A 15,103-nucleotide genomic window follows, 5' to 3' on the forward strand; every position below is an offset into this window, starting at 1 on the left:
TTGTCGAAATGGAGCTGTTATAGGATAAAAGGTCTTATTATTCAAAAGGTGGAAATTTTTACTTGTAATATCTAAATTGTAAAAATACATCAAAACTTGTCTAAGATTCCATGAATCAATTGAATAATGGGTTTCAATCGGGTATCCTTAGATTATTCTTTTAAATTCCAAGTGATTCCTGTAATGTAGTTTCATAGAATTACTTCCACTTGTGGATTTGGAAATAAACTATTACTTAAGAGGTGAGTGTTACGTTATGAAGAAGAAATTAGTACGTGGCGTTAATGGTGCATTAGTCACAGCTTTGGCTGCAACACCAATTCTAGCTACACCAGTTGGGTCAGTAAGTGCGGATGTAAGTCAGAGTGATGTTTTGGAGAAGCTTTCAACTCTTTCCGCTATCTATGAGAGAATTAACGATAAGGCAGAGGTTAGAGATGGTCGTGACTATTTGCTAGAGGAAGCTGAGTGGTCTGATATCTATGAAGATATTACGATTGATGATCTATCTAACGATGATAAGCAGGACATTCTTGAAGGGCTAAGTAATATCCTTTATGCAAGTGATTTTGACGAATTGGCAGAAGCTACATCATCTTTTGAAACTACATACAACAATAGCTTAAAGCCTTACTTAGTAGATGCGGATGAAGAAGAAATTCCGTTTATTGACTTCGTTGACTTTCTGGCTACAGTTCAACTAAAAACATTTGATTACATCAAAGAGAATGAAAGTGAACTAGATAACTATTATCCATATAGTGAATCTACTGATGACCCTCTATTGTCAGAATTTATTCTAGATGCTTATGATGAAGTATTAGCAGAACTTAAAGATGATGGGAATGCTGTATATGAAGCTATGGACGGAAGTGTAGTTCTTAATAGCGATGGTATTCTAGGAGCTTACTTCGATGTTCAAGATGAAAGTGAGAATAACGAAGAAATTGTTGCTGCACAAGAAGAGCTTGTAAATGCAGTATTAGGCGAAGCGAATGAAGAAGATGGTAACGACAACGACAATGATAACGACGACAACGACAATGATAACGACGATAACGACGACAACGATAATGGCAATGACAACAATGATGATGAAGAGGAAGAAGAACCAACAGATCCAACTGAACCAGCTCCAAACCCAACTGAACCAGGCGGCGACGATGGAGATGACGATCTAGTTGATGTAGATGTTGATCCAGTTGATGGTCAAGTAATCGTGGACGATGAAGCTGTAGATGTGACGGACGAAGAGACAGAAGATGGTAAAACTGTTGTACGTGCACGCGTAAATGCAGAGCGTATCCAAGAAGCTCTAGAAGAATTGACTCCTGAACAAGCTCAGAAGATCACAATTAAGCTTGTCAACAACAACGATGCTAACCGCATTCCAGTTGTCAGTGTACCATCTCAAGCTGTTAAAGCCATTGCTGAGAAGAACCCGAATACTGTCCTTGAAATCGGTACAGAAGATGCAGCCTACGAGCTTCCAGTACGTGAGCTTAACCTTCAGCAATTCGCTCAAGATCTAGGCGTCGATTCTGAAGATGATGTTGAAATCGAAATTCAAGTGAACCTTGTTGCAGAAGACGATGCTGAAGCAACAACTGCTCTTACAAATAATAACTTGAATAGAACTTCATCTGTTATTGAATTCACAGTTCGTGCGACAGCGAACGGTCAATCTAGAGACGTAACGAAATTCTCTTCTTATGTGAACCGTACTGTTCAAGGTGAGAATGATTTCAATGCTACATTCTCGACAGCCGTTCTACTAAGACCTGATGGTACATTCGCGCCAATTCCAACACTATTTGCTGGTTCACAAGCGACGCTTAAGAGTCAGACAAACAGTAAGTACACGATTGTTGAGAACGATGACGTTTCCTTCACGGATACAACTGATCTTTGGAACAAGGATCAAGTAGAGAAACTTGCTGCGAAGTACATCGTTCAAGGTAAAGAAGACGGTTCATTCGATCCACAATCTGCGATTACTCGTTCAGAGTTCAGTGCTCTTGTAGCGCGTAGTTTGGCTCTATTTGCAGATGAAGATGCAGATGCGCCATTCACGGATATCCGTGATGAGAAGTGGTATGCGGATCCAATCTCTGCTGTATATGAGGCTGGAATCGTTCAAGGTCGTGAAGACGGAAGCTTCGATCCAGGTGCTTCATTGACTCGTATTGAAGGTGTGCTTATGCTTGATCGCCTATTCGAATATGTAGGCTTCGATGCAGCACAGCTTAACGAAGACGTAAGTATTGATGATTTTGAAGATGTAGGAAGCATTCCTGCTTACGCTCGTGATGCTGTTGAGCGTATGGTTCAAGCTGGCGTTATCAATGGCCGTAGTAACGGCAACTTTGACCCATACGGCGATCTTGACCGTGCTGCTATGGTTAAAGTCCTTGATGAGTCCCTTGAATTCGTTAACTTCATCAGTGAAGACGACGAAGAGTAATAGAAATATAGAAAAATCCGCTGGCCAAATGGTCAGCGGATTTTTTGATGTTTTTTGTTACTATGAGAGTTTATGAAAAGTTCTCTTTTATATAAGCCATGCTGATCTCCAAACTCTCAATAGGAGAGCGTCTGCTTTCATCCTGTTCGACGATCCACCACTTCACACCAATGTCTTTTCCTTTTTCCTCGACACTCTTTAAATCGACTCCACCAGTTCCAAGTTCCGCAAAGAACTGTTCTTCATCTGTCGTCATGTCTTTCAAGTGAACGAGAGGGGAGCGATTGCGGTAGGCTTCTAACCATTCCACAGGTTCTTCTCCGGCTTTTTTCAGCCAGTAAATATCAAATTCGGTTTCCAGCTCAGGCACCTCTTCGAAAATCGTCTGTAAGGCGGTGCGGCCGTCTGATAGGTTTTCTAATTCAAAGTCATGGTTGTGGTAACAGAGAGTGAGACCTTCCTTTTGACACTGCTTAGCGATTCCTTTTAAATCTTCAACTAAAGCGTGGTAGTCTTCCTCTGTACGGTCCTCTATGTAAGGGCATACAACAAATGAACTGCCAATCGTATGTTGGTCTTGGATGACGTCATCCAAGCGGTTCTTTAAGTCTGCTAAAGGAACGTGGCTTGAAGCTGCCTGAAGTCCGAACTCCTCTAGCATTTCCTTGACTTCTTCTGCGGAGTGTCCTCCGAAGCCTGCGAATTCTACGCCGTCAAAGCCTAAGTCCGCGACCTGCTTCAGCGTCCCTTTAAAATCCTGTGCCGTTTCATTTCTCAATGTGTACAGCTGTGCTGCTACTGGTATATTCCCCATTCCATCCACTCCTTTACTTTTCCCTCATTATATACCAATAATTGAATTTTTCGAATGAATACGTTTTAGAAAAAAGAAAAACTTCTAGTAGAAAGATAGAGTTTCAATGTAAGATTAATTTGAATTTTTCAAGTTTTATCATTCGACAAAAACTGAGTCCCTCTATACTATAGTAGAAAAGGAGTTGAGCATTTTATGAACGATCTTTTGCAACAGATTAACGAGAAGGAAGCATACTGTTGGAAGTGTCGGGCGTCCCTCTCAAGTGATGAAGTGATGGTTCTCGAGGAGAGCGATACGAGGATTGCTGAGCTTTGCTATGACTGCTATGAAGAAATGATGAGGAATTAATTGTTTTATATTGTATAAATACTGAATGAATGTTACGATTTACATAATTCAAGCACGTCCATGTGCTTTATTTTTTCGCGAATATTGTAAACGCATTCACAAAACATAGTCTACTACGGAAGTTCTTTTTTTAATCGGTTATTGAAATCGATTTCAAAGAAAGAGTTGGAAGGAGCAAATAAGATGAACGTACTTGTATGGAACGAATTTCGTCATGAAAAAGAAAGTGAGGTCGTCCGTGATATTTACCCTGAGGGCATTCACGGTGCGATTGCTGATTTCTTAGGCGAAGAGCACGCTACAGTCAAAACCGCCACGCTTGATGAAGAGGAACATGGTCTGACAGATGAAGTGCTCGCAGAGACGGATGTTCTCGTATGGTGGGGGCATAAAGCGCACGATGAAGTAAGTGAAGAAGTGGCTGAAAAAGTGAAACAGCGTGTACTTGATGGCATGGGACTTGTTGTACTTCACTCTGCCCATTTTTCGAAGCCATTCAAGAAGCTGATGGGAACGTCTTGTGACCTGAAGTGGAGAGAAGCCGATGACAAAGAACGTATCTGGGTAGTAGATCCGACTCACCCGATTGCGGAAGGTCTTGGAGAATACATCGATATTGAAAAAGAAGAGATGTACGGAGAGCATTTTGATATCCCTGCACCAGATGAATTGTTGTTCGTCAGCTGGTTCGAAGGCGGCGAAGTATTCCGAAGCGGTGCGACGTTCAAACGCGGACGTGGTAAGATTTTCTACTTCCGTCCTGGACATGAAACGTATCCGACTTACTACCATAAAGAAGTTCAGAAAGTGATTAAGAATGGCGTGAAGTGGGCCAACAACGGAGGCACACCGACACCTGTTTATGGAAATGCACAGCCTTTAGAAGAAATTAAAGAAAAATAAGGAGTGGTTGACTATGACTAAATTGAGTGTTGCCGTCATCGGATGTGGGAGTATTGCACAAAACCGTCACTTGATCGAGTATGCTGCAAATGAACACGTTGAAATCAAAGCGGTATGCGATATTGTATCAGAGCGTGTGGAAAAAATTGCAGAGGAGTATGGAGCTACTGCATACACCAACTATGAAGAGCTGCTTTCGAAAGAAAGTGTTGATGTGGTAAGCGTCTGTCTTCCGAACTACCTGCACGCGCCGGTTTCCATCGCTTCCTTAAATGCCGGAGCTCACGTGCTTTGTGAGAAACCGATGGCGACTTCCAGGGAAGAAGCTGAGAAAATGATTGAAGCGGCAGAAGTGAGCGGCAAGAAATTGATGATTGCCCATAACCAACGCTTCGTTCCTTCTCACGTGAAGGCGAAGGAACTGATTGAAGAAGGTGCGATCGGAAAAGTGTACAGCTTCCGCACGGCCTTTGGTCATGGTGGTCCAGAGGGCTGGAGTGCAGAAGGAGAAAACAGCTGGTTCTTCAAAAAGGACCAAGCCTTTATCGGAGCGATGGGTGACCTTGGCGTACATAAAGCCGATCTACTCCGTTATATCCTTGGACAGGAATTCGTCGATGTTGCAGGCTTTGTCGAGAATAACGCGAAGAAGGATATCACGGTTGATGACAATGCAGTTTGTATTCTTCGTTCAGAACAAGGGATTGTAGGTACGATGGCAGCGAGCTGGGCGTACAACCCGAGTGAAGACAACTCCACTGTCATTTACGGAGAGAAGGGAACGCTTCGTCTGGAAGATGATCCCGAGTACTCTCTTATTGCGCAGTACACAAATGGAGACATCGTCAACTACCAGCTTGGAAAAATCCAATCGAATGATGAAGGCGGCCAAAGCAACTCGCACGTCATCGACCATTTTGTTGACAGTGTGTTAAATGACACGGAGCCACTTATCACCGGAGAAGAGGGGATGAAGTCGCTGGATGTCATTCTAGCTGCTCTTCGTTCAGGCGAAACGGGCCAAGTCAGTAAGCTCGAGAAGGTTACAAAATGACTTCATTGAAGATGGGCATTATCGGTGTGGGAGGCATCGCTCAAGGGCGGCACCTTCCTGCCTTCAAGCAACTTGAAAATGTAGAGGTGACCGCTGTCCAGGACGTGAATCGTACGCGTGCTGAGGAAGCGGCAGAGAAATTCGATGTCCCGCACGTGTTCGATGATTACAAGGATCTTTTTGAAAAAGTGGATGCCGTTACGATTTGTACGCCGAATAAATTTCATGCTGAAATCAGTATCGCAGCTCTTGATGCAGGGGTACATGTTTTATGTGAAAAACCGATGGCGATGACGGTAGAGGAATGCGAAGCGATGATGGAAGCGGGAGAGCGTAATAACCGTGTCCTGTCCATAGCCTATCACTTCCGTCATACCGCAGAGGGGCGTTTGGCTAAACAGGCGATGCAGGAAGTCGGTGACCCTTTAGTGACACGTGTTCAGGCGATGCGCCGCCGGAAGGTACCAGGCTGGGGCGTCTTTACGAACAAAGAACTTCAAGGTGGGGGCAGTCTGATCGACTTCGGCTGCCACTTGTTGGATCTGGCATTGTGGTTACTGGACGGACCGAAGCCTGTTGAAGTCATCGGAAAAACGTACGATCGCTTGAGCAAGACACCCGGTCAGGTGAATGACTGGGGAGAGTTCGACCATGAAACGTTCAACGTCGATGACCACGTCACGAGCTATATAATGTTTGAAGACGGATCCTCGATGCAGTTTGAATGTTCCTGGGCAGCCAACATTAAAGAAGACCATACGACGCTTACCGTTTCAGGTGTGGATGGCGGCTTAAGTGTTTATCCATTCGAAGTGTATCAGGCAAAATACGGCGCGTTGTTCGATCAAACGGCCAAAGTGGACGGTGGAGAAGACGAAGGACTAGTCCAAGCGAAGAACTTCGTCGACAGCTGCCTCGGTCAAGGTGAACTCGTCGTGAAGCCTGAAGAAGCACTTAAGGTGAGCAGGTTGATCGCAGCCATTTACGAAAGCAGTGAAACCGGTACGAGCGTTCGATTATAATTGGAGGAGGATTTTTCTATGAAACTAGGTGTGTTCGCCGTTTTATTTTCCGACAAATCGTTTGAAGAGATGTTAGACCGTGCAAAAGAATCCGGATTGAAAGCCGTTGAAATCGGAACAGGAGGGTATCCAGGGGATGCTCACTGTAAGGTCGATGAGCTTCTGGAAAGCGAAGAGAAGCGTAACGAATATTTGGACAAAGTACATGAACGTGGGCTGACCATCAGTGCATTCAGCTGTCACGGGAACCCGATTTCACCGGATAAAAAGTTCGCAGAAGAATCTCACGAGGCATTCGTGAAGACTGTCAGACTCGCAAGCTTGATGGGCGTTCCGGTCGTCAACACATTCTCCGGTACGCCGGGCGGAAGTGAAAGCGACCAGTCACCAAACTGGCCTGTCACACCTTGGCCTCCGGAGTATTCCGATTCTCTTGAGTGGCAGTGGAATGAAAAACTGATTCCTTATTGGAAAGAGCAAGGGGAGTTTGCTGAGAAGCACAACGTCAAAGTAGGACTTGAACTGCACGCGGGCTTCTTAGTACACACGCCTTACACGATGCTGAAGCTTCGTGAAGCAACAAATGACGCCATCGGAGCCAACTTGGATCCGAGTCACTTGTGGTGGCAGGGCATCGATCCGGTTGCTGCCATTAAAATTCTGGGGAACGCAGATGCGATTCACCACTTCCATGCAAAAGACACGTACATCGATCAGGAGAACGTCAACATGTACGGCCTGACAGATATGCAGCCTTACGGAAACGTGAAGACTCGTGCCTGGACGTTCCGCTCTGTCGGGTACGGTCACGGAACAGAAGAATGGTCCAACATCATCAGTGCTCTGCGCACATACGGCTATGACTACGTCGTAAGCATCGAGCATGAAGATCCGATCATGTCGATCAACGAAGGGTTCAACCAAGCCGTTAAAAACTTGAAATCCGTTCTTATCGAGGAGCCGGCTACAGAGATGTGGTGGGCATAAATGAGAAAAATCCCCTTTCTGCAAAATGGAAAGGGGATTTTTTTGAGCGCACTCATTATTGGGACAGGATCAGTGAGGCAACGGGCCCTGCTAGTCCCAATAAATGAGTAATGGGACAAGGGCGCTGGTGCAGAGAGCCAAGCTAGTCCCGATAAATGAATAATGGGACAGTGGCAGTGAGGCAACGAGCGCTGTCAGTCCCAATAAACGATTAATGGGACAGGCACACCAAGGAAGAGCGCTCAACGAGTCCCGATTCACAAAAATTGGGACTCGCACCGTATGAAATCAGAACTTCAATGTCCCAATCCCCATTCGACACACGTCCATTAGCCGATAATCATCGATTCTTTCGGATAGTGATACGTCTCTTTTACACCGCGGCCCCGCAATATGAATAAGAAAGAAAAGATGCCGATTCGTCCAATAAACATAAGGCCGATAATGATTAATTTTCCTGCCGTGTGAAGCTCTGGTGTAATGCCCATCGATAACCCAGTGGTTCCGAATGCTGAACAGGCTTCGAATATGAGCGGCAGCAGTTCGAACTGAGGCTCGAGCAGACTGAGAAAAATGATTGAAGTTCCGGTGATCATGATCGCGGTGCTGACTACGATAAAGGACCGGAAGATGTCATCTTCATGGATTTCTCTTCGGAAGACACGGACGCTCCTTTTCCCTTTGGCATAGGCTAGAATCGTCAGAAGCGTAATCGCAAATGTCGTTGTTCGAATTCCTCCACCGACACTGCTTGGTGAGGCACCAATAAACATCAGGACACATATGACGAGAAGCGTCGCCGGGGTGAATTCGCTCACGTCCATCGTCGCAAGGCCGCCGTTACGGGTCGTCACTGATTGGAAGAAAGCATAGAAGAATGACTCATGCCACGATTTTCCTGCAAAGAAGTGACTGCGGTCGAATAAGTAAATCAGAATAGTACCGACAACAATGAGCAAAGCAAAGGTGATGGATGTCAATTTTGTAAATAAGGAAAAGTTGAACAGGTCCTTCGGTTTCTTAGTCATGTAGTCTTTGACTTCGATAAGAACCGGAAAGCCGATTGCTCCTAATGTCAGCAACAGGATATTGACGAATTGAACGAAATAATCGTCCTGGAACATGATGAGTGACGTGCCTGTAATATCAAATCCAGCATTGGTCGTTGCGCTGACGGATGCGAACGTTCCTTGCACAAAGGCTTCGCCGACCGTCGGAAAATATTGAAGAAAATATAGGCCGAGAATGACCGCTCCGATCAATTCGATCAGGATGATGATCAGCAGGATTTGGCGGATCAACTGGACCATTCCTGAGAATGTGCTCCGGTTTTGGTCCGTTTTAATGAGCTGTCTTCGCTTCAACCCGATTTTCTGCCCCAATAGCAGCCAGATGAAAGTACCGAGCGTCATGACACCGATTCCGCCGAACTGGAGAACGAACATGAGGACAAAGTAGCCGGCTGTATTGAAGGTGTCTGCTGTAGACACAACCGTTAATCCGGTGACGCTTATGGCGCTGACGGCTGTGAATAAACTGTCCAGAAATGACAGATTGACTCCTTCTCTATGTAAAAAAGGCAGACTCAACAATCCGGTTGAGAGAATCGCTGCTGAAGCATAGAACAGCACGATAATTTGAAAAGGGGATAACTTATTAAACCAACGATTCCAACGCTTTTGAACATCCATAAAAGAACTCCTTCAAAATACTGTATGGATTGATTGTATCGGGAAGACGGGAAGAAGACAACTGGAAGAAGGAAAAAGGGTGAAGGATGGGGAATTGTTGTAGAGGGAAAGATAGAAAAGGGGAGTATCATGAAAGAAGTTATTTGGTTTTTATCGGATTTTGCGGATTTTTGGCATGACTTACTGCTGGACTTGTACCGCTCTTTTGGCTGGAACATGAGTGATACAGAGCTTCACTTTTGGATCATTGGAGTGCTTGGGGTTATCGGCTTACTGTTTGTTGATGTAATCTTTCATGCACTGGCCAGGTTCAGCATCACCGCCATTTCATTCTTATTCAGCTTTGCCATCGTATTAGTCTTCGTATTTGCATTGGAGATTCAACAGAAGATTGCAGGGAGTGGGAATATGCAGTTCAGCGATGCCGTAGCCGGACTGTTAGGGTTCTTGTTTTTCTGCCTGGTTTATTTTCTTATAAGAGGCGTACGGGAATGGTTGAAAAAGAGAAAAAAAGGAAATGAGAAAGGGAGGAATGAGTATGAGCGTACATATCGGAGTTGATTTAGGTGGAACGAACGTAAGGGTGGCTTCCGTATTGGAGAACGGTGAAGTGGAGGAGATGATGCAGGAAGCGACGGATGCGGAACAAGGTTCTGCTTACACAATCGACAAAATCATTAGAATGATCGAAGCGGTGGCCGATGGTCGAAAAATCGAAGGAATCGGAATCGGGGCACCAGGTCCGCTAGACCCTCATCGTGGAATCATTCTTGATCCACCGAATTTACCGGGGTGGGATGAAGTGCCGATTGTTGATCAGATTGCAAAGCATTTTAAAGTTGAAACGAAGCTGAATAATGATGCGAATGCCGCAGCTTTGGCAGAAGCGAAGTTTGGAAGCGGAAAAGGCTATGACAGTGTCTTCTACATCACTGTCAGCACAGGGGTCGGTGGAGGACTTGTCATCGATGGAAAAGTATTTAACGGTGCTCAAGGCTATGCCGGGGAAATAGGCAATATGATTCTCAACCCACACGGCTATCAGTACAGCAATTTAAATAAGGGAGCGCTCGAAAGTTATTCAAGCGGCACGGCGATGGCAGAGCGGTTCCACGAACACTTCGGTCAATACGGTGGAGCAGAAGACGTGTTTTCGCTTGTCAGTCAAGGCGATGAAAAAGCGCAGCGAATTGTAGATGAGGCAGTCGACTATTTAGCGATGGGAATAGCGAACGTGACGCACGTCATCAATCCTGCTGTTTTTGTTCTTGGAGGTGGGGTGATGAACGCGGGAGACTTGATCTGGGTTCCCCTTCAGGACAGGCTGGAAGATTATTTGTATCCTGGACTCGTTCCACATATCAATCTGAAGCAGGCTGCGTTAAGTGGAGAAGCAGGTGTCATCGGTGCTGCTCTTTTACCTGGACAATAAAAAAAGAGTGAGCCTCTTCTGAGAAAGAAGGGGCTTACTCCTGTCTGATAAAGAATTCCTCAAGCACAAGAACGCAGGCTCCAATGGCGGATGCATGTTCACCAAGCTTCGAGAGCACAATGGACGTTTCTTTGGCTTTGTCTGTGAGTCCACGTGATTGGATCGTTTCCTCAATACCTCTCATTAAAAACTCTCCTGCACCGGAAACACCACCACCGATGATCATCCGTTTCGGATTGATCGTATGAATCAAATTCGTCAGGCCAATACCAAGGTATCGCCCGGTTTGATGCAGGAGCTCGATGCTGAAGGGATCTTGCTGAGTTGCAGCCTCGTACACCTTTTGACCGTCCACTTTGTCATAATCCCCGTCCACTAGTTCATGGATCAAAGAGGGTCTTCCTGCTTTCAACTCTTTTTTGGCACGTTCAGCAATGGCAGGACCGGCTGCTAGGGTTTGCAAACATCCATAGTTTCCACAATTGCATTTCGGACCGGATAAGTCGATGGTAATGTGACCGATTTCTCCGGCAAGATTATGTTCACCGTGAAAAAGTCGTCCTTTGACCATCAACCCCGCACCAATTCCGTTTCCAACGTTGACTCCAAGCATATTATCGGCATCATTGCCGTTCCCGAACCAATACTCGCCAAGCGTCATAGCCCGCGCGTCATTCTCCACTTTTACAATCATATTGAACTCATTTTCAAGCACGTCTCGAATCGGAATATCATGCAGCTGGAATGCCGGTGCAAATAGAGAACGCCCTTCTTCCGGATCGACAATACCGTGCATGCCGACACCGATTCCTAAAAATTTGTTGAGGTCAGCCCCGTCCATCAGCTCTCGTATTCCCTTTTTCATAATGGAGAGGATGTCTTCATGTGAAGGAAATGGAGGGATGGTGAGGGTCGTATGTGACTTTAATTTCCCGAACAGATTCGTAATGACAAATTTCATCTGAGTCGTCCCTACGTCCACACCTATGGTATAAAATTGATCGGCATTGATCTCTAGAAGTGTTGGTTTACGTCCGCCTTTAGACATGCCCTGTGTCGTTTCGATCACGAATTGTGTGGAAATGAGCTCTTTTACAATGTTACTGACGGTTGGAGGTGTCAGCTTCGTCTTTTTCGCAATGTCAGCCCTTGATATAGGACCTTCTTCACGAATCATGTTTAATATGGTGGAACGGTTCATCGATTTCATGAGTTGAAAGCTGCCGCGCTTATATTTTGTGCTCATACGATCTCCTCCAAAATTACTGTTAGCGCTATCATAACACATTTGAGTCTTTTTAAATTTATTTTATTAAGTTTTACATAAAAAGGGTGGTCTAAATCTACAATATCCTATGACACGAAAAATTTTTCTTAAATTCTGAAAAAAGACTTTCCTTTTTCACCTCCGTGTGCTAGGTTAGTAGTAAGTTAGTTAATTTATTTTACTAAGTTTTGAAAACGCTAACAAAAGGGGGAGTTTGTTCATGAAATCTTGGTTAAAGGGTCTTTTGATGGCTGGTTTAGTTGTCGGTTTGCTGGCAGCATGTTCCGGTGATAGTGGTGGAGAAGCCGAGGGGGAGAATGCAAGTGGCGAACCTTCAGGTGAAATTACCATTTGGGGTTGGAACGTAGCGGCGCAGTCTATGGAGCTTGCAGTTGATGGATTCAAGGAACAGTATCCGGATGTAGAAGTGAAAGTTGAGGATATTGGCCGACTTGATGTATATGAGAAACTTACGGTAGGACTTGCTTCTGGAGGAAATGGATTACCGGATGTCGTCTTGGTGGAGTCAGATCGCCTGGCAAACTATCAAGAACAATTCCCGGATGCTTTAACGAACTTATCTGAATTAGGTTATGATGAACACGCTGACAAGTTTGGCGAGTATAAAACTTCTGTAACGCAGGACGCTAATGGAGACTTTTTCGCAGCTCCTTGGGACATCGGACCAACGGGTGTCTTCTATCGCACAGATATCTTTGAAGAAGCTGGCGTAAACCCTGAAGATATCGAGACATGGGATGATTACATCGAAGCAGGTAAGACAATCAAGGAAGTGACAGGAACGAATATGCTTCCGATTGATATCGCGAACGATGATGCGATGTATCGTATGATGTTGAACCAACAAGGCGCGTTTTATTTCGATGAAGAAGGTAATATCGATGTCACTTCTGAAGAATCGAAAAATGCGTTCAACGTCATTCAACAGCTTCACGACGAAGACTTGATTTTGAACAATGATGGCTGGAACGGTGTTGTCTCTGCAACCGTTAATGGTGAAGTCGCAACGGTTCCATTCGGTGTATGGTATTCAGGAACGATTCTTGATCAGGCGCCAGACCAAAGCGGTCAATGGGGCGTGTTCTACCTGCCAGCATTTGAGGAAGGTGGAAACCGTGCAGCGAACTTAGGTGGCTCAGACTTGGTCATCCCATCTTCTTCTGATAACCAATCGACAGCTTATGCCTTTGTCGAGTACTTCACAACAGAAGTAGAACCACAGATGACAGCTTTGAAAGAACGCGGAATCTTCCCTTCATTGAATTCAACATATGAAGAAGATTACTTCGCTCAAGAATCTGAGTTCTTCGCAGATCAACAAGTTTGGAAGCTCTTTGCGGATGAAGTGGCTGACATTCCTGTAGCGAACTACACGTCGGACTACTCACGTGCATTCGATACGATGTCTGATACACAAGCACAGATCCTTCTTGATGGAGCTGACATTGATACAGCCCTTCAGGAAGCAGCGGATAAACTGGAAAGTGAAACAGATCGTTCAGCAAACTAATCGTAAGATGGAAAACAGGGCTCTTCGTGAGCTCTGTTTTTTAGGTTGTTGAATAAGTCCTATCGGTTCTTCTAAAGGCTGAGAAGCGGTGTTGGCGAAACAACTCGCTTTCCATGGGCGTCCGCTGAGTCTCCTCGCTCCCTAACGGTCGCTGTGGGGTCTCATCTGTACTCTGCTCCCATAGGAGTCTCGCAGTTTCGCCAACCCCTTTATGAAAGTGGAGTTTGAACCTCTATTTCACACGAACTGAATAAGTGATGATTGTACAGAATAACGTTCGGCTATCGAAGTCCTCGCTCGGTTTGTCCGCCACATTTGTAATAGAACCTTTCTCCATCCTTCATTAACGGTCGTGATAAACAGAGCTCAGTTTTTTCGTATTAAAATGTTGTCTGTAAGGTCTGCAATCTTCTTAGAATCGAGACTCTATTGTTTGAAGAATAGTGATAAACCCGGCACGATTACATACAGAAAAAGGCGGTCACAGCAAAGCTTAACGGGCTTTACAACGCCATTTAAAAAGGTTTTGAATTTTTTGAGATTGTGTGACACAAAGTGTGGATCATGTGTTATCATATAGTTAATTAAATTAATTAACAAAGTGAATCCACTTTTGAAAGCGCTTTTAGAAGTGGGTAGTTTCTGGGGAGGTTGATTTCTTTGAGTCAAAGTAATGTACAGGGAGGGACTCGTGTGAAACCGAAAGAGAATCGCAATCGCAAAAAATGGATTACACCGAAAACCGTACCTTATCTGTTTATTTTACCAGCCGTTACGTTTTTCTTGATCTTTACGGTCTATCCGGTTATTTCGTCTTTATTATTAAGTTTCCAAACCCGTGTAGGATCAGAATATGAGTTTGTATGGTTCGAGAACTACATCCGTTTGTTCCAGGACGCTTTGTTTTATAAGGCACTTGGGAATACGTTCTTAATTCTCATTATACAAGTTCCGATTCAGTTGTTCTTAGCAGTCATCATCGCTGTAGCACTAAACTCACAATTTGTGAAAATGAAGAGCTTCTTCCGTGTAGCCTTCTTCATGCCGGCGATTACGGCGCTCGTTGCATCGTCCATCATCTTTATGATCATGCTCGATGAGAACTACGGGCTGGTCAACTACTTACTTTCCTTTGTGGGGATTGAACCTGTAGCTTGGTTGTCCGATCCTTTCTGGGCAAAAGTCGCCTTAATGGTAGCCATCACATGGCGCTGGACCGGCTACAACATGGTGATTTTCCTAGCGGGTCTTCAAAACATACCGGGATCGCTGTATGAAGCGGCTGAAATGGACGGAGCGAGCAAACTTCGTCAGTTTTTCTACATTACCCTTCCACAGCTGAAGCCGATTTTCTTATTCACGTTCGTTCTATCTACGATCGGAACGCTGCAGTTGTTCGATGAACCTTATATTCTAACGAACGGTGGTCCGAACAATGCAACGATGACGATTACGCTGTACTTATATGAGAATGGCTTCCGCTACTTTGACTTCGGATATGCCTCTGCGATTGCATATGTCTTAGTGTTAATTATCGGAGTGCTGTCTTGGGCACAAATGAAATGGGCAGGTGAAGACAAATGACGA

The 15,103-nt window shown here is 44.9% G+C and carries 13 protein-coding genes; 10 read left to right on the top strand and 3 right to left on the bottom strand.

The genetic code is table 11. The features are described 5' to 3' along the window. The first annotated feature begins 256 nt into the window (after positions 1–256). Positions 257–2,464, top strand: coding sequence for an S-layer homology domain-containing protein (locus LCM20_RS12960; RefSeq protein ID WP_225195899.1), 2,208 nt, complete (start codon positions 257–259; stop codon positions 2,462–2,464). 70 nt (positions 2,465–2,534) lie between these two features. On the opposite strand, the gene LCM20_RS12965 is transcribed toward LCM20_RS12960, so the two are convergent. Then, positions 2,535–3,278, bottom strand: coding sequence for a sugar phosphate isomerase/epimerase family protein (locus tag LCM20_RS12965; protein ID WP_225195900.1), 744 nt, complete (start codon positions 3,276–3,278; stop codon positions 2,535–2,537). A 195-nt stretch (positions 3,279–3,473) separates the two neighbouring features. Here LCM20_RS12965 and LCM20_RS12970 point away from each other — a divergent pair, with 195 nt between their 5' ends. The 5 genes from LCM20_RS12970 (at position 3,474) to LCM20_RS12990 (ending at position 7,595) form a co-directional block, all read left to right on the top strand. Then, entirely contained in the window at positions 3,474–3,629 is a 156-nt protein-coding gene (locus LCM20_RS12970; RefSeq protein ID WP_225195901.1) for a hypothetical protein, read from the top strand. A gap of 183 nt (positions 3,630–3,812) precedes the next feature. Then, positions 3,813–4,532 (top strand): ThuA domain-containing protein, encoded by a 720-nt coding sequence (locus tag LCM20_RS12975; RefSeq protein ID WP_225195902.1) that lies wholly within the window; start codon positions 3,813–3,815, stop codon positions 4,530–4,532. A 13-nt stretch (positions 4,533–4,545) separates the two neighbouring features. After that, entirely contained in the window at positions 4,546–5,586 is a 1,041-nt protein-coding gene (locus LCM20_RS12980; protein WP_225195903.1) for a Gfo/Idh/MocA family protein, read from the top strand. Beyond that, positions 5,583–6,608: a Gfo/Idh/MocA family protein gene (locus LCM20_RS12985; RefSeq protein WP_225195904.1), complete on the top strand. Its 1,026-nt coding sequence runs from the start codon at positions 5,583–5,585 to the stop codon at positions 6,606–6,608. The genes LCM20_RS12980 and LCM20_RS12985 overlap by 4 nt, the downstream gene beginning before the upstream one ends. 18 nt (positions 6,609–6,626) lie before the next feature. Next, positions 6,627–7,595, top strand: a complete 969-nt coding sequence (locus LCM20_RS12990) for a sugar phosphate isomerase/epimerase family protein (RefSeq protein ID WP_225195905.1) — start codon at positions 6,627–6,629, stop codon at positions 7,593–7,595. 329 nt (positions 7,596–7,924) lie between these two features. On the opposite strand, the gene LCM20_RS12995 is transcribed toward LCM20_RS12990, so the two are convergent. Then, positions 7,925–9,286, bottom strand: a complete 1,362-nt coding sequence (locus LCM20_RS12995) for a TrkH family potassium uptake protein (RefSeq protein ID WP_225195906.1) — start codon at positions 9,284–9,286, stop codon at positions 7,925–7,927. A gap of 129 nt (positions 9,287–9,415) precedes the next feature. Here LCM20_RS12995 and LCM20_RS13000 point away from each other — a divergent pair, with 129 nt between their 5' ends. After that, positions 9,416–9,847: a hypothetical protein gene (locus LCM20_RS13000; protein ID WP_225195907.1), complete on the top strand. Its 432-nt coding sequence runs from the start codon at positions 9,416–9,418 to the stop codon at positions 9,845–9,847. Further along, positions 9,825–10,718 (top strand): ROK family protein, encoded by an 894-nt coding sequence (locus LCM20_RS13005; protein ID WP_225195908.1) that lies wholly within the window; start codon positions 9,825–9,827, stop codon positions 10,716–10,718. Before LCM20_RS13000 ends, LCM20_RS13005 begins: the two co-directional genes overlap by 23 nt. Positions 10,719–10,752: 34 nt before the next feature. Here LCM20_RS13005 and LCM20_RS13010 read toward each other — a convergent pair whose 3' ends face one another. Beyond that, positions 10,753–11,964 (bottom strand): ROK family transcriptional regulator, encoded by a 1,212-nt coding sequence (locus tag LCM20_RS13010; protein WP_225195909.1) that lies wholly within the window; start codon positions 11,962–11,964, stop codon positions 10,753–10,755. A 241-nt stretch (positions 11,965–12,205) separates the two neighbouring features. On the opposite strand from LCM20_RS13010, the gene LCM20_RS13015 reads away from it, so the two are divergent. Together LCM20_RS13015 and LCM20_RS13020 are read left to right on the top strand one after the other, a co-directional pair. Continuing rightward, a complete protein-coding gene (locus LCM20_RS13015; protein ID WP_225195910.1) occupies positions 12,206–13,516 on the top strand; it encodes an ABC transporter substrate-binding protein in 1,311 nt (436 codons plus the stop codon). Between the two features lie 660 nt (positions 13,517–14,176). Further along, entirely contained in the window at positions 14,177–15,100 is a 924-nt protein-coding gene (locus LCM20_RS13020; protein WP_225195911.1) for a carbohydrate ABC transporter permease, read from the top strand. The last annotated feature ends 3 nt before the right edge of the window (positions 15,101–15,103 follow it).

It is taken from the genome of Halobacillus litoralis (assembly GCF_020171725.1).
Taxonomy (GTDB): Bacteria; Bacillota; Bacilli; order Bacillales; family Halobacillaceae; genus Halobacillus; species Halobacillus litoralis_F.